The sequence below is a fragment of the Brachybacterium sp. JB7 genome, assembly GCF_003335205.1.
Classification (GTDB): Bacteria; Actinomycetota; Actinomycetes; order Actinomycetales; family Dermabacteraceae; genus Brachybacterium; species Brachybacterium alimentarium.
In genome coordinates this window covers 23,942-50,684 of the sequence record NZ_QPGN01000001.1, presented here as the reverse complement: position 1 = coordinate 50,684, position 26,743 = coordinate 23,942, and the positions used below count along the sequence as shown (strand labels likewise).

The following is a 26,743-nucleotide window of genomic DNA, read 5'->3' as shown; positions in this document are numbered from 1 at the left end:
GGCGGACCTGCTGGTCCGTCCGTTGCCCGTGCGCTCCTCCAGGCGCTCTGGCCCGTGGTCCCCGCCGGCGAGCTGCCGACGGGGCCCACGCCGTCAGTGCCCCGGGCTCGCGTACCAGCGCGAGAGGTACCGGAACACGGCCACGCCGGCGACCAGGATCACGGGTCCTGCGAGCGGTGAGAGCTGAGCGAGCCACAACGGCACGACCAGGCCCTCGGTGTGTCCGAGCACGACGGTGGCCGGCAGGTAGGCCATGAAGGCCAACGGCAGCAGGAACGTGAGGAGCCAGGTGCCGACCGTCCCGAAGATCGTCATCGGATAGGCACCGAAATCGGTCAGCACGCGGTCGATGGTGTCCTTCACGCGGGTGGTGGGTCCCATCCGGAAGTCGAGCCCGGAGACCCCGATCTGCAGGCCTGCCTCGACCAATCCTCCGCCGATCGCCGCAAGCGCCACGTAGACCACGGACCACGCCGACCAGGTGATGTCCACCCGGGACGCGGCGGCGAGCAGGATCGCCGCACCGAGCACCAGATCGCCCAGGGTGCCGGGGTTGAAGAACCTGGTCAGCAGCTGCATCAACGGAGGTGCCGGGCGCAGCAGGTAGCGGTCCCAGTCCCCGTTGCGCACCGCGAGCGCGCTCGCGCGATGCTGGCCGAAGTTGATCGTGCACACCCCGTGGGCAGTGAGGCGCAGTCCGTACAGGAAGGCGACCTCTGCCACGTCCCAGCCGGCGATGGTGCCGAAAGCGTTCAGCAGCACGCCGATGAAGGCGAGCTGCGTGCCCTGGAGCGCGGCGCTGCCGAGGAAGGTGAGCACGAGATTCATCCGGTGCACGCGCATGCTCCGCCAGGTCGCCCCGAGCAGGATCGCGTAGGTGCGCCAGGACGGGACGGGCCGGGCGAGGGTGCCCTGCCGCGGGCTCCCCTGCGGGGCGGACGAGGGGGCGGAAGAGTCAGCCACCGAAGATCACCAGCCTCCGGATCGCCCGATGCCATACGAGCGTCGCGAGGGCGACCAGAACCGCGACCCACATGGCCTGCAGGCCGAGGGCCCTGACGGTGTGCCAGCCGGGATCCTGATCCACGTAGATCGACAGCGGCACGAACACCTGCGCGGAGAAGGGCAGCAGCGTCAGGGAATCCTGGAGCCAGGCGGGCATGAACCACAGCGGGATCAGCGCTCCTGACGAGAACTGGGCGAGCATCCGGTAGATGAGGAACGCTCCGCCCGTCTCGAGGGTCCAGAAGCCCACCAGGCCCACGGTGAAGTTCACGATCAGGGCGATGGTGAAGCCCAGCATGAGCGAGAGCAAGCAGGCGGCTCCCGAGAGCCAGGACCCCGGCTGAGAGATCGCCCCGAGCGCGAGACCCACCACCAGCGCTGCCCCGGCCGCCGGCAGCTGGGCGAGCGTGCCGCCCAGCTGGCGGGCCAGCGCCACCGGCACTGCGGAGATCGGCCGCATCACGTCGAACGCGATCGCTCCGGTGCGGAGCCTGCCCAACAGCGAATCGAAGATGAACGGTTGAAAGATCGTGGTGGTGAGCACGCCGAGCACCGCGTAGGTGACCGCATCGCCCTGGGCCACCCCGGAGACGACCGTCCGCTCCCCGTAGACGGCGGTCCACACGAGATGCACGAGAATCACCTGGAGCACGCAGCCGACGATCCCCGTCCAGGTCGACGCACGGAAAGCGAACTGGGAGCGTGCGGCGTGCCGCACAGAGGCCCGCAGCCCGGCGCGTACCCGCCGGGCGGGCAGCCGCGCCGTGGCGGTGCTCATGCCACCACGCCGCGGTCGGTGTAGATCTGGCGGATCACGTCCTCGACGTCGGGTTCCCGCGAGGAGAGGTCGGTGATCGCGAGTGACGAGGTCAGACGGCCGATCGCTGCGGGCGCCGAGAGGTCGGCGGGATCGAAGCGGAACGTCGCGCGCACCTCGTCCCCGGCGGCGACGGTGCGCGTCAGGGTCAGCCCGGGGACATCGGTGGAGTCCGGAATGCGCGGAGCGCTCACCACGATCTCGCGGAAGGGTGCATAGCGGTCGCGGAGACTCTCCAGGCCGCCGTCGTAGAGGATCCGCCCGTCGTCGATGATCACCACCCGCCGCGCGAGCTGCTCGATGTCGGAGATGTCGTGCGTGGTCAGCAGCACGGTGGTGCCCTCGGTGCGGTTCTGCTCCGCGATGAAGTCCCGAATCCGCGCCTTGGCGACCACGTCGAGGCCGACGGTCGGCTCGTCGAGGTACAGCACCGGCGGGCGGTAGAGCATCGCCGCGACGATGTCCCCGCGCATCCGCTGTCCGAGCGACAGTGAGCGCACGGCGGTGTCCAGGAAGGGGCCCATCTCCAACAGGTCCACGAATCCGTCGAGGGAACGCCGGTAGTCGACGGGATCCAGGCCGTACAGCGAGGCGATGAGGTCGAACGACTCCCGCAGCGGCAGATCGGTCCACAACTGGCTGCGCTGGCCGAAGACCGCACCGATGTTGCGCGCGTTGGCGCGGCGATCCTTCCAGGGGACGATCCCTTCGACCTCGACGTGCCCGGAGGTCGGCACGAGGACGCCCGTGAGCATCTTGATCGTGGTCGACTTGCCCGCGCCGTTGGGGCCCAGATAGCCGACGATCTCGCCGTCGTCGATGCGCAGGGAGACGTCATCGACGGCCCGTGTGGTGACGGTCCTGGTGCTGAGGAAGGAGCGCAGCCCGGAGAAGCGTCCCTGCACGCGCTGCGGGCGCGTGAACTCCTTGACGAGGGTCTCGGCCCGGATCATCGCCGCATCCCGACGCCGGGGCCCGCCAGTCCGAGAACGGGCAGGAAGGAGTCGGAGATCATGGTGGACGACTCTACAAGCAGGAGTGCCGCCGGTCACACGCTTTCACCGAGACAGTGCATCGCAGGGTGCCAGCCGGACTCGACGACTGGTCGGACCGCATCGTCCGTCAGCGGCCCGTCTCCGTCAGCGACCTCTGTCCGTCAGTCGCACGTCCCGCGGGGCCCGTGCCCCCACCCGAACCAGGTCCTGGTCAGCACGAGCGGCCGACCGACGGCCGACGCCGGAGGCCAGGCAGCCTCCAGGGCCGGTCAGCCTTCGGGGCCGGTCAACCCCAACGGCCGATCAGCGAGCTCAGCACCGCGATCGTGGCGGGTCCCGCGGTCGAGGTGCGCAGCACCTCCGGGCCCAGCAGCACGGAGCGCGCGCCCGCCCCTTGCAGGGCGGCGAGCTCGTCGGGGCTGATGCCGCCTTCGGGGCCGACGACCACGATGATCTCGGCGACATCGTCCGCGCTGGCTGTGCGCAGCTCGTCGCTGAGACTCATGAGGCCCACGTGCTCCTGCTCGTGCAGGACCAGCACGAGTGCGCCGTCGGCTGCGGCCTCCGCAAGCGCCCCGACGAGCTGCTTGCTCGTCGCTGCCGGGTCGACGGACGGGATGCCGGGCCGGCGGCACTGCTTCACGGCGGCGCGCACGGTGCCCTCCCAGCGGGCACGGCCCTTGGTGAGCTTCTCCCCGCGCCAGACGGAGACGGAGCGCTCGGCGATCCACGGCACCACGCGGTCCACCCCGAGCTCGGTCGCCGACTCCACGGCCTGCTCGTCGCGACCGCCGGTCGCCAGCGCCTGCACCAGCGTGAGCTTCGGCAGCCGCTGGATCGCCGCAGACGGGTCCGCCAGCAGCCGCAGGTCCAGCGCCTCCTTGCGGGCAGTGACCACCTCGGTGAGCACCTGGCGCCCGGGAGCGTCGGTGAGCTGGAGGTTCTCCCCCACACCGATCCGGGCGACCTTCGCCGCGTGGCGGCCCTCCTCCCCGTCCAGGGTGAGCAGATCGCCCTCGCGCGCCAAGCTCAGAGAATCGTCGAGGATCAGGAACCCGGGCGGGGTGGTGGGCATGTCGGCTCCAGTGCGGTCAGGGGATGCGGACGTCGGCTCAGAGGTCTCGCAGGCGGTCACGCAGCTTGGAGAACGGACCGTGACCCTTGCGGCGGGTGCTCTCGTCGCCGCGCAGGGCGGCGAACTGCTCGAGCAGCTCGCGCTCCTCGTCCGTCAGCGAGCTCGGCACGGCGACGTCGAGGACGACGCGGATGTCGCCCCGGCGCTCGCGGCGCAGCGGGGTCACACCGAGGCCCTTGAGAGTGATCTCGTCGCCGGGCTGGGCGCCCGGCTTCACGTCGATCTCCTGGGCGCCGTCGAAGGTCTCCAGCGGGATGGTCGCGCCGAGCGCAGCGGAGGTCATCGGGACCGCCATGGTCATCACCAGGTCGTCGCCGTCGCGCACGTAGACGTCGTGGTCGGCCACGGCCAGCTCGACGAACAGGTCGCCGGAGGGGCCGCCGGCCTCGCCGGTCTCGCCCTCGCCGCGCAGCTGGATGCGCGTGCCGTTCTCCACGCCGGAGGGGATGCGGACGGTGACGGAGCGGTCCGACGGGGTGCGGCCGTGGCCGGCGCAGCTCGTGCAGGGCGTCTCGATGACGTCGCCGTGGCCCTCGCAGGTGGGGCACGGCGCCATGGTCACCATCTGGCCCAGCAGCGACTGGGCGACGCGCTGGACGTGGCCGCTGCCGTTGCAGGCGGTGCAGCGCGTGGGGCTGGTGCCGGGCTCGGCGCAGGCGCCGCCGCAATGCTCGCACAGCACTGCGGTGCGGAAGTTGACCTCCTGCTCGGTGCCGAAGACGACGTCGCGCAGGTCGATCTTCACGCGACGCAGGACGTCCCCGCCGCGGCGCTGGCGGGGCACGGGGCCCTGGTTGCGCCCGCGCATCCCGGCGGCGCCGGCGAACATGTCGAAGATGTCGTTGACGTCGAAACCGGCGCCGCCGCTGAAGCCGCCGAAGCCGCCCCCGCCCATGCCGGGGCCGCCGCCCATGTCGTACTGACGGCGCTTGTCGGCATTGGAGAGCGTCTCGTAGGCCTGGGAGACCTTCTTGAACCGCTCCGCGGCTTCGGGGTCGGGGTTGACGTCCGGGTGGAGGCTGCGGGCGAGCTTCCGGTACGCCTTCTTGATCTCCTCGGTGGAGGCCTCTCGGGAGACGCCGAGGAGTTCGTAGTAGTCGTCGTTCACGGTGGAGGATCCTTACCGGTGAGTCGGGGCGTCAGGAGCCGTGGCGGGCGGACGCGGTGTGATGCTGACGGATGGGTGGGACGGTCCGAGAGGACCTGACGGTGCGGGCGCATGCGCGCAGCGGCGCGGTGCCCGCGGTGTCATTCGAGATATCGCGACACGTAGCGCGCGATGGCCTGCACGGTCGAGATGCCGGAGACGTAGTCCATGCGGCTGGGGCCGAGGATCGCCAGGTGCGATCCCGCACCGTACCCGGCGCCGACGAGCGCCGCCTGATGCAGCGCCTGATCCTGCAGCTCGGCGCCGATGCGCACCTCGACCGCGCCCGGGGAGGCATGCATCTCGGTGAACAGGCGCATGAGCACCAGCTGCTCCTCGAGCACGTCCAGCAGCGGCTCGACGTCGCGTGCGAAATCCTGCGCGGCGCGGGCGATGTTGGCGGTGCCGGCCAGCATGATCCGGTCCTCGGTGCGGGTCGCAGCGAGCGCGGAGAGAGCATCGACCACCTCGACGGCGGCCGGGCGCTCCGACAGCGGCAGGGTCTCGCAGAGATCCGCGAGAGGACGCCGCAGATCGGTGACCTCGCGGCCGGCGACAGCGCGGTTGAGCTGATCGCGCAGATCTGCGTAGAACTCGACCGGCTGGCCGGAGATCACCGGGACGGTGCGCTGGTCGACCCGACCCGATTCGGTGATCAGGACGACCAGGAGCAGGGACTCGGCGACCTTGACCAGTTCCACGTGGCGGATGCGCGCCTGCCGACGGGCCGGATACTGCACCATCGCGACCTGCTGGGTGAGCTGCGCCGTGAGACGCACGGTCCGGCCTAGCAGCTCCTCGACGTCACCGGAGTCCTCCAGCAGGGTCTGGATGGCGCGACGTTCGGGTGCCGACAGCGGTTTGACCGTCGCGACGTGGTCCACGAAGGCGCGGTAGCCCTTGTCCGTCGGGATGCGCCCGGCCGAGGTGTGGGGCTGATGGATCAGCCCTTCCTCCTCGAGCGAGGACATGTCGTTGCGAACGGTAGCGGCCGAGACGCCGAGCTCATGGCGATCCAGCAGCGATTTGGAGCCGACGGGCTCACGGGTGGAGACATAGTCCTCGACGATCGCACCGAGGATCTGCAGTTTCCGGGCGTCCGTGTCCCTCACCTCCTGCGTTGCGTGCGGCTGGCACTTACCCGTGCCGAGTGCCAATCCTACGCGCCCCCGGCGATGCTCGCAGGGAGGCGTTCGCCACGAGGGTATGGTGTCGCGCGTGCCTGCAGCATCCGGAAGCTTCCCCGACCGGTACGGCCATGACGTGCTGTCCTCCGGTCCTCCCGCCCATCACCGTCGCCGTCCCGCGGCCCGTGAGGTCCCCGCCCAGCGGGACCTGGTCGTCGAGGAGGCCTCCACCGGCTTCACCGGCGCCATCACGCGCGTGGAGAAGATCGCCGGAGAGCTGATCGTCGAGCTCGAGGACGGGCGCGGCAGGCGCCGCACCTTCCCGCTCGGCCCCGGCTACATGATCGACGGCAAGCCCGTGGTGCTCGTCCGCGCCACCGCCCCGGCTCCGCAGACGCCGGTGCGCAGACGCTCCGCGAGCGGATCGGTCTATGTCGAGGGCGCGAAAGCACGCACCGCCCGCGCCTCCCGCATCTGGGTGGAGGGCACCCACGATGCCGAGCTGGTCCAGAAGGTGTGGGGCCATGATCTGCGTATCGAGGGCATCGTGGTCGAGCAGCTGGAGGGCGCCGACAATCTCGTCGAACGCGTCCAGGACTTCTCCCCCGCCCCCGGCAGGCGGCTCGGAATCCTCGTGGACCACCTCGTCCCCGGTTCGAAGGAGTCCCGCATCGCGGCGGACGTGATGCGGCTGCCCGGCGCCCGCGGCAACGTGACCGTGCTCGGCCACCCGTACGTCGATGTCTGGCAGGCCGTGCGCCCGGCCCGGGTGGGCCTCGAGGCATGGCCGCACATCCCCAAGGGCACCGACATCAAGGTCGGCTCCCTCGCCGCGCTCGGCTGGCCTCACGAGGACCAGGCCGACATCGGGCTGGGATGGAAGCGGATCCTGTCGACCGTGCGCTCATATGCCGACGTCGAGCCCTCCCTCTCCGGCCGGATCGAGGAGCTCATCGACTTCGTGACCATGGACCCCGCCTGACCCTGCCCTGGACCTGCTCCGTCGCTTCCTCGTTCTCTCGCATCACTTGTCGCGTGCCCCCTGCGACGCTCCTGCACCGGACGGGCATGGGGGTAATCCCCCGCTCGAGTCTGCGGTTCCCCCTGGGGACCCGGCACGCCGGGCTGACTAGGCTGGTTGCATCAGCTGTCGTCGGCCCCTGCGGTCGGCCCGACCCGAAAGAGGAATCATGAGCCAGATCCCGCACCCGAACGATCCGTACGGCACCGAGCCGGGACACGGCGTCCCCGAGCAGCCGTCGGTCCCCGAGGCCCCTGCGGGCTCCATGCCCGCCGCCGGCGACCAGAACGCCGCGGCCGGCCAGAACCCCGTCGACCCCTATGGGCAGGATGCGTCCCGCGAGGGCTTCACCGCCTCTGCCGCGGACGAGGACCAGGCCAGCCCGACCTCCGATCCGGCCCTGCACCCGCATGATCCCTTCGCCTATTCCGCGAGCGCCCAGCCCGCCGGTGCGTCGGCCGATCCCGAGCAGGTCTCCGCTGCGTCCCCGTACGGCGCCTCCGCGGCGTCCGCCAGCGGGGCTGAGGACCCGTATGCGGCGAGCTCCGGTGCCGGCGCGGCGTGGCAGGCGCAGCCCGGCTCCTACGACCAGTCGGGCCAGGCGGGCCAGGCGGGCCAGGCGGGCCAGGCGGGCCAGGGTCAGTACAGCCAGCCCGTTCTGGCAGGCCCGCAGGGGCAGCACCAGCAGGGTCAGCCCGGGCAGCAGGGGCCGTACGCCCAGCAGCAGGCTCCCTATCCCGGCCCGGCCGGGGTCGATGCGCCGCCGCCCGGCACCGAGGGCGTGTATGAAGGCCCCCTGACCGGTCAGCCGGTCAACGACTCCGACGCTCGCCTCTGGGGAATGCTCTCCCAGCTCAGCGTGACCCTCGGCCACGTCATGACCTGGGGCTTCCTCGGCTGGGTGGGACCGCTGATCATCTTCCTGGTCTACAAGGACCGCAACCGCTTCGTGCGCTTCCACGCGGCGGAGGCCCTCAACGGAGCGATCAGCGTCGCGATCGCCACCGTCGTCCTTTGGGTCGCGATCGGCATATTCGGTATCCTGACTCTTAGTCTCGGATGGGCACTGTTCCCGCTCGCCGGTGTTCCAGTACTGGTTCAGCTGGTGTTCTCGATCATCGGCGCCGTCAAGGCGAACCAGGGTCAGTGGTGGAGCTACCCGCTGAACATCCGTCTGGTGAAGTGATCTGAGCTCCCCCGGGAGCACCTGGTCGACGAGGGCCCTGCGATCCGTGGATCGCAGGGCCCTCGTCCGTCCCCCTCCGGCGTTCGACGAGCCTCGATGCCGTCAGCGCCTCAGCTCCTCTCGACGCCGTCCGCTCCCTCGGGGGTGCACCTCTCCTCGGGAGCGCAGGGACGACAGCTGCCCGTGGCATCCACGTCACGCCGTCGTCCTCGCACTGCCGGATCCGGGGAGCGATCCTCCGCGGCAGCAGCTCGGTAGGGACCTCGATCCCCAGGGCAGCGTCACGCTGCCCTGGTCGGCCTCGGACGAGGCGAGCTCGTCGACGGGCTCAGGGCACGAGGTCGCGAATGACCGCATCAGCCAAGAGCCGGCCTTCCCGGGTCAGCACCGCGCGCCCGGCGTCCAGGGCGACCGCGTCCAGGTGGCCACGCTCGCGGTGCACGGCGAGCATCGAGCGGGTCTCCTCGGGCACCTCGTGCACGGGCAGACCGTCGGCGATGCGCAGCTCGAGCATGATCCTCTCGAGCAGACGGTCCTGAGCGCTCAGCCGCTCGGAATCTGCGACCGGGAGGCTGCCGTCGGTCATCGCGGCCGCGTACCGGCTGGGGTGCTTCACGTTCCAGGAGCGCAGGCCGTCGCGGTGACGGTGCGCCCCGGGTCCGATCCCCCACCAGTCGCCCCCGCGCCAATAGGCGAGGTTGTGCCGCGAGCGATGCTCCTCGGTGCGCGCCCAGTTGGAGACCTCGTACCAGGAGAGTCCGTCGGCCGCTGCGAGATCGTCGACCAGCTCGTACTTGTCTGCCATGTCGTCCGGGTCGGGAGCCTCGAGCTCGCCCCGACGCAACTGACGGGCCATCGCAGTGTTGCCCTCGATGATCAGGGAGTACGCGGACATATGGTCGACGCCGCAGGCCAGCGCGGCCTTCACCGAGGTCTCGACATCGGCGAGGGTCTCCCCCGGCGTGCCGTAGATCAGGTCCAGGCTCACCGCGAGTCCCGCCTCACGCGCCCAGGCGACGGCCTGTGGGACCCGCTCGGGATCATGAGTGCGATCCAGAGTGCGCAGGACCGAGCGCACTGCGGACTGCATGCCGAAGGAGACGCGGGTGATCCCGCCGTCTGCCAGCTGCTGCAGCGAGTCCTTCGTCACGGAGTCCGGGTTCGCCTCGGTGGTGACTTCGGCGCGTTCCGCGAGCGGGAGCAGGGTGCGCAGATGGGTGAGCATCGCGACGAGATCGTCGGCCGGCAGCAGCGTGGGAGTGCCGCCGCCGAAGAAGACGGTCGAGATCTGGTCGTAGTCGTAGCCCGCGGCGCGATCGGCGGCGAGGGTCAGATCCATCTCGCGCATCGCATTGGTGGGGTACTCCGCCTGGGATCCGCCGCCGCCGAGCTCTGTCGCGGTGTAGGTGTTGAAGTCGCAGTATCCGCAGCGCACCGCGCAGAACGGGACATGGACGTAGACGGAGAGGTCCTTCACAGCCCCATCCCCAGTCCGAGCCCGCGACCGGTCGACGCCAGGCGCTCAGGGAAGTCGTTCTGCTCCCCGGCGCGGGACAGCACGGTGCGAGCCGAGGCCACCAGCGAGTCGTACAGCACGGTCTCCGTTTCCTGCGCCCAGTCCAGCAGTGCGTGCGCCTGCTCCGCGGTGAGTCCGCGGAAGGCGTCCCCGATGCTCACCCCGTGCTCGGGCCGATGGAGGACCTCGATCTCGTCGCCGGCGGAGACCTCGCCCTCGTCCACGATGCGGAAGTAGGCCCCGGCCCGGCCGGCGGCCGTGAAGTGTCGACCCCAACGACGATCACCGATCCAGGCGGCGAAGGTGCCGCACGGATTGCGCGGTGTGGTCGCCTCGATCTGCGCCGAGCCGATCCGCCAGCGCTCTCCGATCACGGTCTCGTCGGTGTCATGGCCGAGGGTCACGAGATTCTCGCCGAAGGAACCGTCGGGCAGATCGAGCTCGCGTGCTGCGGCGTGGGCCTCGCGCACCTCGCGGGAGAAGGCGTAGACGGCTTTGAACAGTCCGCCGTGATGCTCGCGGTCGCCCTGGACATCCCCCAGGACGCCATGGGTGAGCAGACGGATCGGCTGATCGACGGGACGCTTGTCGATCCCGCTCATCAGGCCGCTGGCCTCGACGGGGAACAGCTGCGCGACGGTGCAGACGGCGGCGATGCGCCCCGGTGCGGTGCGGTCGATGTCGACGCTGAGGGTGGTGGGTGCGGTCATCTGTCCGGTCCTCCTCGAGGGTCGGTCCCGAGCGCGATCATGCGGCGGTCATGCCGCCGCGCGTCGTCACTTCTTCTTGGAGTCCTTGGGCATGTCGCCCTCGTCGGAGGAGAGCGCGGCGATGAAGGCTTCCTGCGGGACCTCGACGGACCCGATGTTCTTCATGCGCTTCTTGCCCTCCTTCTGCTTCTCGAGCAGCTTGCGCTTGCGCGAGATGTCACCGCCGTAGCACTTGGACAGCACGTCCTTGCGCATCGCGCGGATGTTCTCGCGAGCGATGATGCGCGCCCCGATGGCGGCCTGGATCGGCACCTCGAACTGCTGGCGAGGGATGAGCTTCTTGAGCTTCCCGGCCATCTCGACGCCGTAGTTGTAGGCCTTGTCGCGGTGCACGATGGCACTGAACGCATCGACCGGCTCGCCCTGCAGGAGCATGTCGACCTTCACCAGATCCGCGACCTGGGAGCCGGAGATGTCGTAATCCAGCGACGCGTAGCCGCGCGTCTTGGACTTCAGCTGGTCGAAGAAGTCGAAGACGATCTCTGCCAGGGGCAGCGTGTACCGCAGCTCGACGCGGTCCTCGCTGAGGTAGTCCATGCCGCCGAGCATGCCTCGCTTGGACTGGCACAGCTCCATGACGGCGCCGATGAACTCGCTGGGCACCAGGATGGTGGCCTTGGTGATCGGCTCACTGATCTCGTCGACCTTGCCCTCGGGGAAGTCGGAGGGGTTCATGACCTCGACCTCGGTGCCGTCCTCCATGATCACCTGATACACGACGGACGGGGCGGTCGAGATCAGCTCGAGGTTGAACTCGCGCTCGAGCCGCTCGCGGATGATCTCCAGGTGCAGCAGGCCCAGGAAGCCGACGCGGAAGCCGAAGCCGAGGGCGGTGGACGTCTCCGGCTCGTAGTTCAGCGCGGCATCGTTGAGCTTGAGCTTGTCCAGGGCGTCGCGCAGCACCGGGTAGTCGGAGCCGTCGATCGGGAACAGCCCGGAATACACCATCGGCTTCGGATCCGCGTAGCCCTCGAGGGGCTCCTCGGCTCCGCGGACGGAGGTGGTGATGGTGTCGCCGACCTTGGACTGGCGCACGTCCTTCACGCCGGTGATCAGGTACCCCACCTCGCCGGGGCCGATGCCCGGGGTGGGATGCGGCTCCGGGGAGCTCACGCCGATCTCGAGCAGCTCGTGGTGGGCTCCGGTGGACATCATGTCGATCCGGTCGCGGGACTTCAGGTAGCCATCGACCACCCGGATGTACGTGACCACGCCGCGGTAGGTGTCGTAGACGGAGTCGAAGATCATCGCACGGCACGGGGCATCCGACTCGCCCACCGGGGGCGGGAGCGTCTTGACGACATGATCGAGCAGGTCCTCGACGCCGAGGCCGGTCTTGCCGGAGACGCGCAGCACGTCATCGGGGTCGACGCCCACCAGCTGGCCGATCTCTGCGGCGTACTTCTCGGGCTCGGCGCCGGGCAGGTCGATCTTGTTGAGCACGGGGATGATGGTGAGGTCGTTCTCCATCGCGAGGTACAGGTTCGCGAGGGTCTGCGCCTCGATGCCCTGAGCGGCGTCGACCAGCAGGATCGCGCCTTCGCAGGCGGCCAGCGAGCGGGAGACCTCATAGGTGAAGTCGACATGCCCCGGCGTGTCGATCATGTTCAGCGCATAGTTCGTGCCGTCGACCTGCCACGGCATGCGCACGGCCTGGCTCTTCACAGTGATGCCGCGCTCGCGCTCGATGTCCATGCGGTCCAGGTACTGGGCGCGCATGGCGCGCTCCTCGACCACGCCGGTGATCTGGAGCATGCGGTCGGCGAGCGTCGACTTGCCGTGGTCGATGTGCGCGATGATGCAGAAGTTCCGCAGCCGCTCCTGGGGCGTCGACGCGGGAAGGATGTCCCGGGCCTGGTCGGCCGCGATCCTCGGGGTCACCGGCTTACGTCCTCTCGTCCGTGCGTATTCCGCTCCGCGGGCGCGCGGAGCATCGGCTCATCGTCTCATGGGGCCGCGATGCGTTCCTGCAACGCCGCCGTGCGGGGGCCGACGTCACACCGGGGGTCACGGCTCCCCGAGGAGCCCGCCGTCGCGGGGAAGCCCTCCGGGGAGGTCGAACGCGACGGGTGTCGCCGTGACCGGATCCGCGTGATCCATCAGCTGCAGGTGGAGATGGGGCTCCGTGCTGTTGCCCGAGTTCCCGCATCTCGCCAGCAGTCGACCCGTCTCGACCGTCTCCCCGGGCACGACCTCGATGCTGCCTCGGCGCAGATGGCACAGCGCGAGGAACACGCGGTCCTGCGGCGGGCCCAGTCGGATCAGGACGTGGTTGCCGGCCAGGGAGGCCCATCCCGCGGCCGCGCGCCGGGACTGCGTGAGGGCGTAGCGGAGCGATGGGAGGCCGCGGTGGGCAGGATGGTCCGCTTCCCCGTCGTGCACCGCGTGGACGATCCCCGGAGCTGGGGAGAGAACCTCCCGGCCGAACCCGGGGAACTCCTCGGGGCGCTGCGGGACGAGAAGCGCGCGGAGGCCGACGGGCGCGGTGCGCCCCCGGTCGTCGACCGGCACGAGGTCCAGGGCCTGCGCGGTGGCGAACAGCTCGGTGCCGTGACTGGGCACGCGGCTGGCAGGGCTGTTCCTGGCGACCATGAGCCCCCGCATGGGCAGCTGGAGACCGATGACGCGGGTCGGCTCGTCCGCCCCGGTCACGGAGGACCGTCAGGATGCGGAGCGCTGTTGAACCCGAGCAGCCGCTCCCCCATCACGGCCCAGGCCGAGAAGGCGACGACGCCGATCCCGAACGCCTCGCGCGCAGTTCCCGCCTCGGCGGACCGCCCTGAGGCCGCCCGCATCAGCACGAGCCCCGCGAGGAGATTCGTCGCCCCCCCCCCAGAGGGCGTTCACCGTTGCGGGCGAGTCACGACCCGCCAGAGGGGTGAGCATCGTCCGGCCTGCAGCGGCCGTCGCCAGGTGCGGCAGGGAGTTGGCGCAGAGCACTCCGGCCGCGGCAGCGGTGACCAGCGGTCCACGTCGCACGTCGTGCCTCCTGATCTAGGCGGCGGGGTTGAAGTAGGTCGTGCCGAGCGCTCGGGTCACCGCGCCGGTGACCTTCTGCAGCTGCTCCATCTCGTCCTCGAAGTCCGCGACGATGTCGTCCAGCGAGCGGAAGCGCAGGCTCGCGGCGGCGCGGCCGACGATCCGTCGGCCCGGTTCGGACGTGCCCATGCGGTCGAAGCTGCTGCCGTGGAGCTTGGCGAGCGTCTCGAGCGCTTCGTCGATCTCCAGCAGACAATAGGCGGCCGACCGCGGGAAGATCGAGTCCAGCAGCAGGAACTCGATCGCCTGTGCGGCACGCACCCGGCCCCGGTAGGAGCGGATGTACGCCTCGTGGGCGCTGCAGCTGCGCAGCAGCATCACGGTCGCTCCGTCGGACTTGTCCTCCAGATCGTGGGCCTGCAGGATCCGGGCGATCATGTCGACCCGCTCCAGGAGCATGCCGATGCGCAGGAACAGCCAGGCCTCGTCACGCGTCATCGACGCGTCCACCAGACCGCTCACCACGGCGCACCGGTCCTTGGCGAGCTGGAACGCGCCGTGCATGCGCGAGGGGCGCACGCCGCGCGGCATCCCCAGCGCGGTGGTGTTCAGGGATTCCCACACCTCGGTCGAGAGCACCTCACGGGCTCCGCGGGCGTTCTCGCGAGCGGTCTGCAGCGCTCCGGAGACCGACGAGGGGTTCTGGCGATCGGTCACCAGACGGTCGATGACGCCCTGGACGCTGAGGTCGGCGCTCGCGTCATCGGTGATGCCGAAGATCTCGTACACGCCGGCGCAGGCGAGCTCGACGTCCTCCGAGGCGTCCTCGGTGATCGACTGGAGCGTGACGTCGAGGATCCGGGCCGTCTGGTCCGCGCGCTCCACGTAGCGGCCGATCCAGAACATGGAATCAGCGATCCGGCTGAGCATCATCGGCCCCCTTCGTCGTGGCGGTGTCGTGCGTCTCGGGAACGTCGACGTCCTGATCATCCAGGATCCGGATCGCCGCGGTCACGGGATCGGGCTCCCGCGTGGGCTCCTCGGAATGGTCCTCGGGCAGGTCGTCGAACTCGTCGTAGTCGTCGTCCAGCGGATCCTCGATCCGCTCGTCCTCAGTCCCGGAGGTCTCCGCAGGCGCTGCAGCAGGTCCGGAACCCGCAGGACGCGCGAGCACCCACGTGTCCTTAGAACCGCCTCCGCGCGAGGAGTTCACGATCATCTCGCCCTCGGGGAGCGCCACGCGGGTGAGTCCGCCGGGAAGCACCCAGATGTCGTCGCCGCTGTTCAGCGCGAACGGCCGAAGATCCGCGTGGCGCGGCTCGGGCCCGGACTCGACCAGGGTGGGGATCGTGGACAGCTGCACCACCGGCTGGGCGATCCAACCGCGAGGATCGGCGAGCAGGCGATCCCGCAGCCCGTCGAGCTCTCGGCGAGAGGCCGACGGGCCGATCACGATGCCCTTGCCGCCGGAGCCGTCCACGGGCTTGACGACGAGCTCGTCGAGCCGGTCGAGCACCTCGGTGAGCGAATCCGGCTCCTCGAGACGCCAGGTGTCGACGTTGGGCAGCGCCGGCTCCTCGTTCATGTAGTACCGGATCAGATCGGGCATGTAGGTGTAGGTCAGCTTGTCGTCGCCGATCCCGTTGCCGATGGCGTTGGCGAGCACCACGTTGCCGGCGAGCACCGCGCGCACCAGACCCGGCACTCCCAGCATCGAATCGGGCCGGAACACCTCCGGGTCGATGAAATCGTCATCGGTGCGCTTGTAGATCACGTCGACCCGGCGCAGCCCGGCGGTGGTGCGCATGTAGATGCGCTCGTTGCGCTCGACCAGGTCGCCGGCCTCCACCAGGTCGACGCCCATGGTCCGTGCGAGCAGGGAGTGCTCGAAGTAGGCGCTGTTGTAGCGCCCGGGCGTCAGCACCACGACGGTGGGATCCTCGTCGGCGATCTCCGCAGCGGCGGCCTGGAGCGCGGCCAGCAGACGACCGGGATACTCGCCCACCCGCCGCACAGGACGGTCGCCGAAGAGCTCGGGGAAGGTCTGCGCCATCGCCCTGCGGTTCGAGAGCACGTAGCTGACCCCGCTGGGGGTACGCACGTTGTCCTCGAGCACCCGGAACTCACCGTCACCGTCGCGCACCAGATCGATCCCGGAGATGTGGATGCGCACGCCGTTGGGCGGCCGGTAGCCCCGCATCTCGTCCACGATGTAGGTGGAGGAGCTGATCAGCTCGGCAGGGATCACGCCGTCGGTGACGGCGGACTGCTCGGTGTAGAGGTCGTCCAGGAAGCACTCCAGTGCGCGCACCCGCTGGGCGATGCCGCATGAGACCCGGGACCACTCCTCGGCGGCGATGACGCGAGGGATCGCGTCGACGGGGAAGGGGCGCTCCTCTCCCGCGTAGTCGAAGGTGATGCCCTGGTCGAGATAGCTGCGGGCGAGAGACTCCGAGCGTGCTCGGAACTCCTCGTGGCCCAGTCCCGACAAGGCGTCGTGCAGCGCGGCATAGGTGGGACGTACCGAGCCATCGGGAGCGAACATCTCGTCGCCGGTCGATCCGGTCTCGGCGCGCTGGAACAGCGAGTTAGCGTGCATGCCTACCATCGATACACCGTACCCGCGCCGACGGGGTGTGCTGCATCCTGGAATCGAGAATCATGTCCCTGTCCTCCCGGTTGTCCTCCGTGCTGCGCTTCGCCGCCCGCTCTCCCGCAGTTCGTCGTGGGGCGCGCGACCTGGGTCGTGCCGCCGTCCGCGCGGTGTCGACCACCGGACGACGCGGCGAGTCCGGCACCCGGTCCCCCGCTGACGGGCACCGCTCCGACGCGCCCCGCTCCAGCGCTGCGGTCTCTGATCAGGTGCTCCAGGACCGGAAGCCCTCGAGCCCCGTCGCGATCAGCTACTCCCCGCACGCCGATGACCGCCCCGATCCGGGCGAGGTCGTGTGGGCGTGGGTCCACTACGAGGAGGACCTGGGCCAGGGCAAGGACCGACCCGTGCTCGTGCTCGCCGAGGAGGCGGCAGCCGCCGGGGGCGCCGACGGTTCCGGCCAGGTGCTGGTGGCGCTCATGCTCACCTCGCGGGACCGGGCGAGGGCCGGCGAGATCACGACCGATGAGTACGGCTCCACCTGGGTGGACATCGGTGCCGGTGACTGGGACCGTAAGGGACGGCCCTCCGAGGTGCGCGCGGACCGCCTGCTGCGGCTGGACCCTGCGACCGTGCGGCGGGAGGGCGGACGGCTGGAGCGGTCGCGCTTCGACCGGGTCGCCGACGCGGTGCGCTCCACGCACGGCTGGCCCGTCTGAGCTCGCCTGCGCTCACCTGCCAGGCCCGGCCTCGCCCCGCCTTGCCTCTCCTTGCCTCGCCTGACCAGGACTGACCGTGACTGACCTCGGCTGGTCATGGCTGACCTCGGCTTTCGCCCCTCCACGGCACACAGGAGAGGTCGGTCCGTACGACGACGAGACACGGCGCACACCGGGTGCGTGCGATGAAGCTGCTCTGGTAAGGTCTTGCCTCGTATGTGTGACATACCGTTCGGTGTGCGCATGCCGTGATCCCGTTGTGTCTCAGGGGGTGATGGCGGTGCGACCCGGGCGAGTACCCGTGGCAGCGACCCCGGTATCGACGTCTCCAGGCGAATCCCCACCGCCGTCCCCGTCGGTTCCGTTCCTCGGCCGCCATGGATGATCCACCTCAGCAGCACTAGAGAAGAGTCTTTCGTGGCAAACATCAAGTCCCAGATCAAGCGGAACAAGACGAACGAGAAGGCGCGTCTGCGCAACCGCACCGTCAAGTCCGAGCTGAAGACCTACATCCGCAAGGTCAAGGCCGCCGTCTCCACCGGTGACGCCGACGCTGCCGACAAGGCGCTCCAGGCCGCCTCGCGCAAGCTCGACAAGGCTGTCTCCAAGGGCGTCATCCACCAGAACCAGGCTGCGAACCGCAAGTCCGGTCTCGCGAAGCTGGTCGCCGGCTCCGCCAAGTGACGATGCTCGTCGGCGGCACCCCCGCCTGACAGCATGAGGAAGGGCCCGATGCGGAATGATCCGCGTCGGGCCCTTTGTCTATGCCTGCCCCCTTGGGCTCAGCGCGCGCGGCGCGCTCGGCAGATCTCCATCACCATGCGCTGCACGGACCAGCGCGGATCTCGACCTGCGCCCTTGACCTCGTGATCGGCGCGGGCCACTGCTTCGAGCGCGCGAGCCAAGGAGCGACTGCTCCAGTTCCGGGCCTCGCGCGAGAGATTCCGCAGCATCCAGTCGGGCATGCCGAGGGTGCGCGCATTCGCACCGGGAGCAGTCACTTTCGCGAGCGACCTCATCTTCGATGCGATGGCCGCGACGATCGGCACCGGATCGGCACCCGCGAGCTGGGCCTGCTGGAGCAGCTGGAGCGCCTCCTGCTCGCGCCCGGCGATCGCGGCGTCCGCCACGGCGAAGGCGGTGGACTCCACGCGACCCGCGGTCACCGAATGCACCTCGGAGGTGGTGATCGGAGTGGCCTGCTCCCCTTCGTCCGGCGTGGTGTCCTCGATGAGCTGACGGCTGATGGCGGCGAGCTCGGCCAGGTCCGTCCCGAAGGCGTCGACGAGCGCCGTCACCGCATCGGGCTGGATCCGACGCTCGGCGCGGGCGAACTCGGCGGCCACGAACGCCTGTTTGTCCCCCGCACGCTTGACCGGGCTGGCATCGACCCGTGGCACGCCGGCCTTCTTCAAGGCGTCCAGCAGCTTCTTGCCCCGGTTGCCGCCCCGGTGCACCAGGACCAGAGCCACCTCGGGTTCGGGGCTCTTCACGTACTCGAGCAGCTCGAGCACCAGGGCGTCCGGAGCGGACTGCAGATCGGGCACCAGCACGAAGCGCGGTTCTCCGAACAGGGACGGACTGGCGACCTGCGACAGCGCGCCGACACCGGCGGCATCGGCGGAGAGCTCATGGATCGCCACGGACGGATCCGCCGCCTTGGCCAGCTTTCGCAGTCGCTGCACGGCACGGTCGGCGATCAGCGCCTCGGTGCCGTGGACGAGCACGATCGGTGCGAGGGCGACACTGTGCCACTCGACATCGCTCACGGGAGCTCCTCACTGCTCGGGGACCTGCATGATCCTATCGGGCGGGGCCGACAGCGCGAGCCGCGGCTGGATCCGCCGAGGGAAGCACGACAGTGCCGTGCTGATCGGTGCGGATCACAGCGGTGCCGTCCTCCCGCAAGAGCTGCAGGACGTCGTCGGTGGGGTGCCCGAAGGTGTTGTCCTGCCCCACCGTGATCAGGGCCAGATCGGCGCCCAGCAGGTCGTAGAGCTCCTCGTGCTGGCGCCGCGAGCCGTGATGGGCGACCTTGACGACGTCGGCCCGTCCCGGACCCGCGGCAGCCACCTGCTCCTGCGCGGCGGGTTCGAGGTCCGCCAGGGAGATCATCCGGGTCCCGTCCGGCCAGGTCGCCGCGACCACGACGGAGCAGTCGTTGGCCGCGTCCCCCTCGCCGGATCCGTCCTCCCGGGCGGTCGCGACGATCGCATCCTGCGCGGACCCCGGCCAGAGCACCTCGAGCGCCAGCCCCTCGCGCTGCCAGGAGTGCCCCGTGGTGGCGACCGTGACGGGCACGTCCGGCACCACGGAGCGGGCCGCGTCGGGCAGCGGGCAGATCCACTGCTCATCCGGCGCCCTGCTCCCGGTCAGCGCCTCCCGACCCCCGGTGTGGTCGGCGTGGGGGTGCGTCAGCACGAGCAGATCGAGACGGTGCACGGAGAGTCGGTCCAGGCAGTCGCGCAGGGCCGCTGGGTCCGGGCCCGTGTCCAGCAGCACGGTGGTCTGCTCCGCGGTGCCGGCCGCCGACCGCAGCAGGATCGCGTCGCCCTGGCCGACAGCGCAGACGGCCATCGTCCACTCGGGCGCGCCGTGCGTGGGAAGGTGCCGCGCGAGTCCGGGAGCCAGTGCTGCGACCAGGACGGCGGCCGTCGCCCAGCGCACGAGCGGTGCTCGGCGCGCGGCGATCGCGATCGTGAGCGCGAGGATCGCCGAGATCGCCAGCAGAACGCCGGTGGCACCGGCCGGCACGGTGATCCGGGACCCGGGCAGGGCGTCAGCGGTACGGGCGATCAGGAGCACCAGATGGGCGCCTCCGGCGGCGACGGTGTCGAGCAGGCGGGCGGCAGCGGGCCAGAGCGTGCCGACGACGAGGGCGAGGAGCCCGACCACGGTGGAGGGCCCGACCAACGGGCCGACGAGCATGTTGACCGGCACCGCCCAGAGCGAGATCTCGGGGGTGAGCAGGATCAGCAGTGGGGTGCACGCGAGCTGGGCGACGAGCGGAACGGCGATGACCAGTGACAGCCCCTCCCCCAGCCGCTGCCCGCTCGCCTCCGCGATCGCGGAGGCGAGCGGCGGGGCCGCGATGAGGATGGCTGCGGTGGCGAGGGCGGAGAGCAGGAAGCCGACCGACGCCGCGGTCACCGGATCCAGGACCGACCACAGGGCCACCGTGAGCGCGAGCACTGCGACCGGCGAGGCACGCACTCCGGCGAACCGCGCAGCGAGCAGCGGAACGGCCATCGTGGCGGCGCGCTGCACGCTGGGCTCGTCCCCCACCAGCCAGACGTACCCGGCGACCACTGCCCCTGCGATCACGATCCGCGGGCGTCGGCGCACTCCGGCAAGCAGCAGCGGGCCGAGCACGGCGGCCAGGACGAGGGCGATGTTCGCGCCCGAGACCGCGACCAGGTGGGAGATCCCGGCGCGACGCATGATCTCCTCGGACTCCTCGCTGAGACCGGTGGTGTCGCCGCTGGTCATCCCGCGCACGAGGGCGGCTTCATCGGCGGGCAGGTGGTCGGTCGCGGCGCGGGCCTGCTGTCGCAGAGCATGCCGGGCGGTCTGGGCCCAGGCTCCCGGTCCGCTCCCGTGCAGCGGTGTCGCCTCAAAAGCGGACAGCACCACCAGCGAACCGCTGGTGCGGAGCACTCCTCGTATCCGGATCGGGTCGCCATCACGAGCGCGCGCGAGACCGGGTGCCGCCTCGCCCTGGGCGCGCACCAGGAGCGGCAACGAGGCGGGCAGCGTGACCTGCTCGCGACCGAGGCGTGCGGGCCCGCGCTCGGTACGAGCCATCACCTGGAGACCGCCCTGCGACCAGGCGGGGCCGGACGCAGGGGGCGAGGGGTCACCTCCTGCGATGACCGTGAGCTCCACGACCACGCCCTCGGCAGCGGCGTCCTCGAGAGTCTGTGCGGCGTCGCCGTGGCGCAGGAGGGCCGGGAACAGGAGCACCCCGGCGAGCACCACGATTCCCACATGGGCGAAGAGGGCCTGACGAGGCCCGTGGCCCGCCAGCACGATCACGGTGAGCGCGAGGGAGATCAGCAGCGCCCCTGCGGCGACAGCGGCAGCTGCGCCGGCGGCCACCCCGAGCACTGCGAGCGCCCAGATGCAGGCGGCAGCGGGGAGCAGCCGCAGATCAGCGCGCTGCACCGGGCGGTCCATCGAGTGGTGCGGAGGCTGCGAGGTTCATACCGTCGCCTGGTCCCGGATCTTCTCGAGGGTCGCTGCGCCGATGCCCGAGACCTCGAGCAGTCCATCGACCGACGTGAACGGGCCGTTCTTCTCTCGGTGCTCGAGGATCCGCTGGGCGATCGCCGGCCCCACCCCGGGCAGCTCCTCGAGCTGGGCGGCATCAGCGGTGTTGAGGTTGATCAGTGCGCCGTCGCCGCCGGTCGACGACGACGTCTCCGGTGCGCCCCCGGACGCGGGTGGTGGAGCGGCTCCGGGCGCAGGCGCCGCTCCGGCCGGCGGGTCCTCACCGGGCACCGCCACGTGGATCTGCTCGCCGTCGGCCAGTGGACGGGCGAGGTTCACCGACTCCAGATCAGCGTCGTCCCGAGGGCCGCCGGCAGCGCTCAGGGCGTCGTCCACGCGTGCGCCGGGGGGAAGGCGGACCACACCGGGGTCAGCGACCGCTCCGGAGACGTGCACGACGAGCTCCTCCGGTCCGTCGGCGTCACCCGGAGCACCTGCGCCGCCCGTATCGGGCGACGCGCCGGCGGAGGCGGAGCCGTTCGTTCCGGCCCCGTCCGCCCCGTCGGCGTCGTCATCGCTGCTGCCGATCGGCGCGCCGCCCGCGGCCTCCGCAGTCTCCGCGTCGGGCTCTCCGGAGGCACCGGACGGCACGGCGACGACGCTGCCCGGGTCATCGACCGGGACCGCCGATCCGGTGCTGGAGAGGTGGATGACGCCCACCGCGATCAGCACGAGCACGGCGATCCCCACCAATGCCGAGGGCGTTGGAGCCGGCAGCGCTAGGCGCCGGGACGGCTTCTGCGCCGTGTGATCGCGCCGCTCGATCAGCGCCTGTCCGGTGCGCCGATGGCGCGCCGCCGTGCCGCGCGGCGTTCTCGAGGACCCCTCGTGCTCTCCCATGCCCGCGACCCTAGGGAGCGGCCGGCGAACCGGTCACTCCCGGGCGGGCGAGTGGGGATGCAGGACCCCTGGGGAGGAAAGGTCCCGGCCGCTGTCAGCCGATCCCGATCATGGCCAGCCACTGGTGCCGGAACCGGGCCAGGATCGCGACGATCACCAGCAGGTACCAGACCACGGAGAGCACCACCCAGTGGCGCAGGACTGCCGCGACGCCGGCGGGCGGGCGCAGGTCGCCGCTCTCCACGGTGCGCGCGAGGGTCGCGAAGAACATCGGCGCACTGACCGTCCAGACGACCATGCACCATGGGCACAGCGCGCGGATGAAGAAGATCGCGGAGATCGCGAGGAAGTGGACGTAGCCGAAGGCGAAGGTCACCCCGCCCAGCCGAGCCCAGCGGAACCAGCCGGGCAGCTGCGTGCCGCTGAGCATGAGGGCCCCGACCACGCCCATGATCGCGAACCCGGCCAGTCCGATCGCCTGGTTGGGCAGCCCCAGCGCGGAGGCCTGCCAGGTCATCATCACGTTCCCGCAGGAGATGAACGGGTTGATGTCGCAGGAGAGCGAAGCTCCGGGGTTCTCCAGCAGCACCTCCTTGTCCAGCAGGAGTGCGAGTGCAGCGATCCATCCCAGGAGCGAGCCGATCAGCAGTACGGCCCCGGTGCGTCGGGGCCCGGCCCGGCGCACGGCCGCCCGTTCCGCGGCGAGCTCGGCGTCGATCTCCGCGAGGAGCTCGTCGTCCGTGGGTCCAGTCGTCCCCCCGGAGCCGGAGGATCCGGCGACTACGACGGATCCGTCGACTCCGTCAGCTCCGTCGGGTCCGGAGCTCGACCCACGCGACCCCCGGCCGGCGACGTGCTCCGTGCTGTCGTCGGGCAGGTCGTCACGGGTGCTGTCACGGTCGGAGGCGGCGTCGTGCTGGCTCATGTCGGTTCCCGAATCTTCCGTGCGGAGGGGTTCGTGCGGCGCCGCGAGTGCTCAGTCGGTGACCGGGTGCTCGCGGAACCAGGCGGCGAGATGCTCATTGCCCTCGTCCATCGTGACGCGGGGCGTCCACTGCAGGCGCTCGCGGGTACGGCGCTGATCGAACCAGTGCGCCGTGGACATCTGCTCGGCGAGGAACTCCGTCATCGGCGGCTCGTCGAAGCCGGGGCGCTTCTCCCAGATCTTCTCCACGACGCGGCCCGCGAAGCGGCCGACGGAACCGGGGACGCGCAGGGTGGGACGACGCACGCCGGCGGCGTCGCACCAGCCGTTGAACACGTCGCGCACCGTGCGCGGCTCACCGTTGGTGATCACGAAGCTCTCGCCGTGGACGTCCTCGATGCGGTCGTAGGCGGCGATGATCGCCTCGGCGGCATTGGTCACGTAGGTGGTGTCGATCAGGGCCATGCCCTCATCGAGGAGCGGCAGCCGGCCACTGCGGGCACGATCCACGATGCGCCCCACCAGCTGGGTGTCCCCCGGGCCCCACACGATGTGCGGGCGCACGGTGGTCACCAGCAGGTCGTCCTCGCCATCGGCCGCCATGGCCAGCAGCTCGGCCGAGGCCTTGGTGCGCGAGTAGGGGCCGCGAGCGCGCTCCGGGTCGGCCGGGGCGGCGTCGAGTCCCTCGATCGCCCGTCCGAGATGGGCGACGGACGGCGAGGAGACGTTCACGAGCGAGCCGCCGCCCTGGGCGCGCAGGGCGTCCAGGACGTTGGCGGTGCCGTCGATGTTGATCGCGCGGTATTCGTGCTCGGGTCCGGAGATCGACACCTTCGCCGCGAGATGGACGACGGCGTCGGCCCCCTCGACCGCGCGCCGCACCTCGTCGGGCGCGGTGAGGGAACCGGTGACGTCCTCGACGCCGGGGATCCCCGCGGGGCGGCGCTGGAAGGCGCGCACGCGGGCACCGCGGTCACGCAGGGTCGTCGCCACAGCGCCCCCGAGCATTCCGGAGGCGCCGGTGACCAGGATCGTCGGGGCGCTCACAGGGCGTCGGCCCTCTCGCCGCGCAGCGTCTGGCCCGCCCAGCGGGACAGCGCCGCCCGATCGATCTTCGAGTTGTGCCGGATGTCGGTGGGCAGAGCGCTGGTCGTGAACACGGCCACCACCTCGGCGCCGGAGCGCTCACGGACGCTGCGGCGCACGGCCTCCTGGAGGGACGTGGAGGCGGCGCGCGGCTTGCCGGGCCTGCCGGGCCTATAGCCCTCCTCGGTCTCGAGGACGACGACGACCTGCTGGGTGCCACGGGGCCCGACGGCGGCCGCGCCGGCACGCCGCACCGTCGGCACGGTCTCCGCGGCCTCCTCGATCTGCACCGGGGTGAACAGCCCGTCGGCCGTCGCGAGAACATGGTCCGCGCGGCCCTCCACCCAGAGCCGGCCCTCGGCGTCGAGATGGCCCACATCGCCGGTCGCGTGCCAGCCCTCGAAGCGCATCGAGTGGTGCGTGGTGCCCCAGAGCATCAGGTAGCGGTCGCGCACATGCGGTGCCCGCACGAGGATCTCCCCGCTGCGTCCGGGGACGTCGGAGAGTTCGCCGGTGGTGCGACCCTCCCCGTCCATCTCGGCGATGGCGATCTCGACGCGGGGAACGGGCCTGCCCACGCACACGCCGGAGCCTTCGCCGGCCGCCTCGATCCCCTCGAGATCGATGGCGGCCACGGCCAGGCACTCCGTCATCCCGTACGGCGTGAGCGCCCGGGCATGCGGCATGAGCGTGCGCAGCTCGCGCAGCAGGTGCGCGGGGATCGGGGCACCGGCGGAGAAGAAGCTGGCCGCGCTCGCGATGGCGGCGCGCCCGTACTCGTCCAGCTGGGCAGAGGTGTCCAGAATGTTGCGCAGCGCCGCAGGGGCGGTGAACACGGCGGGCTCGCCGAGAGCGTCGATCGCCTCGGCGAGAGCCGGGGCGGTGAGCTCACCGGGACGGGTGATGTCCATGTCCGGGACGACGGTGGGCGCGCCGAGGGCGGGGCCCAGCAGGGCGAAGGGCGCGAACCCGGCCACGAGGCCGCGCTCGGGGTCCAGCTGCAGGGTGTCGCCCACCGCGGTGAACATTGCGCTCATCTGCCGATGGGTGTACACGGCGCCTTTGGCGGGTCCGGTGGAGCCGGAGGTGAACAGGATCGCGGCATCCGCGTCGGCATCGGGCCAGGGGGCGTCCAGCGGTGCACCGAGGTCGCGCATCAGCGAGCCGGAGGTCGCCAGCTGCGCGATCGAGCTCTCCACACCGAGGGCGGCGCGGTCCACGGTGGGCAGCTGCTCGACGCTGAGGCGTCGGCCGGGCCAGCCCATGGCGCGGGCGCCCACCAGGGCGGTCTTGATGCCGATCAACCAGTCCGGATGGGACCCGACCACGGCGCGGGTGAGCCCGGGGATGCCGAGTCCGGCGTCCGCGATCACGGCGACGGCCCCGATGCGCAGGCAGGCGTAGAGCACGCCGGTGAGGTCGGCGCCCGGGGTGATCAGGATGCTCACGCGATCACCGGGACGCACGCCGTGGCCGAGCAGGCCGGCCGCGATGTCGTCCACGCGACGGTTCAGCAGCGACCACGAGATCTCGCGGCGTTCGCCGTCGGGCCCTGACATCTCGACCACGGCGGGCCGGTGCGCGTGGGCGGGGTCCGAGGCCAGGCGGGCGATCGGTGCGCCCACATGACGCTCCGGGACCTGCTCCGCAAACGACGAGACCGGGCGCGGGCTCGCGATCCGCTCGGCGGGTTCCTTCTGGGCGGCCGACGGGTCCAACCGCTCACGCAGCCAGTCGGAGACGAGTCCGGCGACGTCGGCATCTTCCCAGACGAGGTGGGAGGTCTTCTCGAAGCGATGCACGTCGGCGTGGGGGACGCGGGAGATCAGATCGCGCAGATAGCGGTCCGAGAAGGTGACGTCGCGCGGGCCCCAGGCCAGGAGCGTGGGGACCTGGAGATCGCCGATGCCGGCAGCGAGCCGCTCGAGCGTGGGGCGCGAGGGGTGCGTCGCCTCGGCCGGGATGTCGGCGACGAAGTGCTCGATGCCCTTGCGGCGCGCACGGGACCGGTACGGCGCGAGATAGGCGTCCTGGACCTCGCGGGGCAGCGGCGGCCGCGACAGCGCGAGAGTGGTGCGCAGGAACCCGTCGGTGAGCGAGGTCGAGGCGGGCAGGAAGGCAGGAGCCGTGGCCAGCTGGAGCGCCTTGGGGAGCTTCTCCCCCAGCTCCTGATGGATGCCCGTATTGGTGAGGATCATCCCGGCCAGGTCATGGCGGTTGTCCAGGGCCCAGCCGACGGAGACGATGCCGCCCCAGTCGTGGCCCACGGTCACCACCGGGCCGCGCACGGAGAGCGCGTCGGTGAGCAGCGACAGGTCGGTGATGCGGTCCTGCAGGCGACGGTTGGTGCCGGTGCGCTCGGACCAGCCCATCTCCAGCTGGTCCACCGCGATCAGGCGCCAGGGGATGTCCTCGCGCACCAGGGAGCGGAACAGGAAGGAGTACGTCGGGTTCCCGTGCACGGCCAGGAGCGTGCCCTGCGGGGTGATGCCCCGTTCGGCCAGCAGCGGACCGGAGTCCAGCAGGTGCCAGCGGCGCAGTTCGCCGGCGTGATCACGCACCTCCACGGTGCGGCTGATACGAGGGTCGACGCCGGGCATGCCGGGCACCTCG

22 protein-coding genes are annotated in these 26,743 nt (G+C 70.9%); 4 read left to right on the top strand and 18 right to left on the bottom strand.

Features of this window, described 5'->3' with window-relative positions:
* Positions 1-93 precede the first annotated feature (93 nt).
* From CIK81_RS00190 to hrcA, 6 genes are all read right to left on the bottom strand, one after another.
* On the bottom strand, positions 94-963 hold the full coding sequence (locus CIK81_RS00190; protein ID WP_096166097.1) for an ABC transporter permease: 870 nt from the start codon (positions 961-963) through the stop codon (positions 94-96).
* The gene (locus CIK81_RS00185; RefSeq protein WP_096166096.1) at positions 956-1,783 is read right to left on the bottom strand and encodes an ABC-2 family transporter protein; all 828 of its coding nucleotides are present in this window, start codon (positions 1,781-1,783) and stop codon (positions 956-958) included. The genes CIK81_RS00190 and CIK81_RS00185 overlap by 8 nt, the downstream gene beginning before the upstream one ends.
* Positions 1,780-2,775, bottom strand: a complete 996-nt coding sequence (locus CIK81_RS00180; protein ID WP_096166095.1) for an ATP-binding cassette domain-containing protein — start codon at positions 2,773-2,775, stop codon at positions 1,780-1,782. Before CIK81_RS00180 ends, CIK81_RS00185 begins: the two co-directional genes overlap by 4 nt.
* A 328-nt stretch (positions 2,776-3,103) precedes the next feature.
* The gene (locus tag CIK81_RS00175) at positions 3,104-3,892 is read right to left on the bottom strand and encodes a 16S rRNA (uracil(1498)-N(3))-methyltransferase (RefSeq protein WP_096197632.1); all 789 of its coding nucleotides are present in this window, start codon (positions 3,890-3,892) and stop codon (positions 3,104-3,106) included.
* Between the two features lie 37 nt (positions 3,893-3,929).
* Complete coding sequence (gene dnaJ / locus CIK81_RS00170) at positions 3,930-5,060, bottom strand: molecular chaperone DnaJ (protein WP_096166093.1); 1,131 nt, start codon at positions 5,058-5,060, stop codon at positions 3,930-3,932.
* Between the two features lie 140 nt (positions 5,061-5,200).
* Positions 5,201-6,211, bottom strand: a complete 1,011-nt coding sequence (hrcA, locus tag CIK81_RS00165) for a heat-inducible transcriptional repressor HrcA (protein ID WP_096166092.1) — start codon at positions 6,209-6,211, stop codon at positions 5,201-5,203.
* A 106-nt stretch (positions 6,212-6,317) separates the two neighbouring features.
* Between hrcA and CIK81_RS00160 the strand changes: the two genes are divergently transcribed.
* On the top strand, positions 6,318-7,208 hold the full coding sequence (locus CIK81_RS00160) for a DUF3097 domain-containing protein (RefSeq protein ID WP_241963852.1): 891 nt from the start codon (positions 6,318-6,320) through the stop codon (positions 7,206-7,208).
* A 208-nt stretch (positions 7,209-7,416) separates the two neighbouring features.
* Complete coding sequence (locus tag CIK81_RS00155) at positions 7,417-8,433, top strand: DUF4870 domain-containing protein (protein WP_096166090.1); 1,017 nt, start codon at positions 7,417-7,419, stop codon at positions 8,431-8,433.
* 328 nt (positions 8,434-8,761) lie between these two features.
* On the opposite strand, the gene hemW is transcribed toward CIK81_RS00155, so the two are convergent.
* The 6 genes from hemW to CIK81_RS00125 form a co-directional block, all read right to left on the bottom strand.
* On the bottom strand, positions 8,762-9,910 hold the full coding sequence (gene hemW, locus CIK81_RS00150; RefSeq protein WP_096166089.1) for a radical SAM family heme chaperone HemW: 1,149 nt from the start codon (positions 9,908-9,910) through the stop codon (positions 8,762-8,764).
* Complete coding sequence (locus CIK81_RS00145; protein ID WP_096166088.1) at positions 9,907-10,659, bottom strand: MOSC domain-containing protein; 753 nt, start codon at positions 10,657-10,659, stop codon at positions 9,907-9,909. The genes hemW and CIK81_RS00145 overlap by 4 nt, the downstream gene beginning before the upstream one ends.
* Before the next feature lie 66 nt (positions 10,660-10,725).
* Positions 10,726-12,600, bottom strand: a complete 1,875-nt coding sequence (lepA, locus tag CIK81_RS00140) for a translation elongation factor 4 (protein WP_096166087.1) — start codon at positions 12,598-12,600, stop codon at positions 10,726-10,728.
* A 126-nt stretch (positions 12,601-12,726) separates the two neighbouring features.
* Positions 12,727-13,371, bottom strand: coding sequence for a M23 family metallopeptidase (locus CIK81_RS00135; RefSeq protein WP_241963851.1), 645 nt, complete (start codon positions 13,369-13,371; stop codon positions 12,727-12,729).
* Between the two features lie 342 nt (positions 13,372-13,713).
* Positions 13,714-14,631, bottom strand: coding sequence for an alpha-E domain-containing protein (locus tag CIK81_RS00130; protein WP_241963850.1), 918 nt, complete (start codon positions 14,629-14,631; stop codon positions 13,714-13,716).
* Positions 14,609-16,297, bottom strand: coding sequence for a circularly permuted type 2 ATP-grasp protein (locus tag CIK81_RS00125; protein ID WP_158541879.1), 1,689 nt, complete (start codon positions 16,295-16,297; stop codon positions 14,609-14,611). The genes CIK81_RS00130 and CIK81_RS00125 overlap by 23 nt, the downstream gene beginning before the upstream one ends.
* 62 nt (positions 16,298-16,359) lie before the next feature.
* On the opposite strand from CIK81_RS00125, the gene CIK81_RS00120 reads away from it, so the two are divergent.
* Together CIK81_RS00120 and rpsT are read left to right on the top strand one after the other, a co-directional pair.
* Positions 16,360-17,010, top strand: a complete 651-nt coding sequence (locus CIK81_RS00120) for a type II toxin-antitoxin system PemK/MazF family toxin (RefSeq protein WP_114307289.1) — start codon at positions 16,360-16,362, stop codon at positions 17,008-17,010.
* 417 nt (positions 17,011-17,427) lie between these two features.
* Positions 17,428-17,694 carry a 30S ribosomal protein S20 gene (gene rpsT, locus CIK81_RS00115; protein ID WP_096166083.1) on the top strand — a complete coding sequence of 89 codons (267 nt, stop codon included), beginning with the start codon at positions 17,428-17,430 and terminating at the stop codon, positions 17,692-17,694.
* 98 nt (positions 17,695-17,792) lie between these two features.
* Here rpsT and holA read toward each other — a convergent pair whose 3' ends face one another.
* The 6 genes from holA to CIK81_RS00085 form a co-directional block, all read right to left on the bottom strand.
* A complete protein-coding gene (holA, locus tag CIK81_RS00110; protein ID WP_114307290.1) occupies positions 17,793-18,779 on the bottom strand; it encodes a DNA polymerase III subunit delta in 987 nt (328 codons plus the stop codon).
* 34 nt (positions 18,780-18,813) lie between these two features.
* Positions 18,814-21,174, bottom strand: a complete 2,361-nt coding sequence (locus CIK81_RS00105; RefSeq protein ID WP_114355258.1) for a ComEC/Rec2 family competence protein — start codon at positions 21,172-21,174, stop codon at positions 18,814-18,816.
* 36 nt (positions 21,175-21,210) lie between these two features.
* The gene (locus CIK81_RS00100) at positions 21,211-22,119 is read right to left on the bottom strand and encodes a ComEA family DNA-binding protein (RefSeq protein WP_096166080.1); all 909 of its coding nucleotides are present in this window, start codon (positions 22,117-22,119) and stop codon (positions 21,211-21,213) included.
* A 94-nt stretch (positions 22,120-22,213) separates the two neighbouring features.
* Positions 22,214-23,044 (bottom strand): vitamin K epoxide reductase family protein, encoded by an 831-nt coding sequence (locus CIK81_RS00095; RefSeq protein WP_114306322.1) that lies wholly within the window; start codon positions 23,042-23,044, stop codon positions 22,214-22,216.
* 51 nt (positions 23,045-23,095) lie between these two features.
* Positions 23,096-24,091 carry an NAD(P)-dependent oxidoreductase gene (locus CIK81_RS00090; protein WP_096166079.1) on the bottom strand — a complete coding sequence of 332 codons (996 nt, stop codon included), beginning with the start codon at positions 24,089-24,091 and terminating at the stop codon, positions 23,096-23,098.
* Positions 24,088-26,730 (bottom strand): alpha/beta fold hydrolase, encoded by a 2,643-nt coding sequence (locus CIK81_RS00085; RefSeq protein ID WP_096166223.1) that lies wholly within the window; start codon positions 26,728-26,730, stop codon positions 24,088-24,090. Before CIK81_RS00085 ends, CIK81_RS00090 begins: the two co-directional genes overlap by 4 nt.
* Positions 26,731-26,743: the final 13 nt, after the last annotated feature.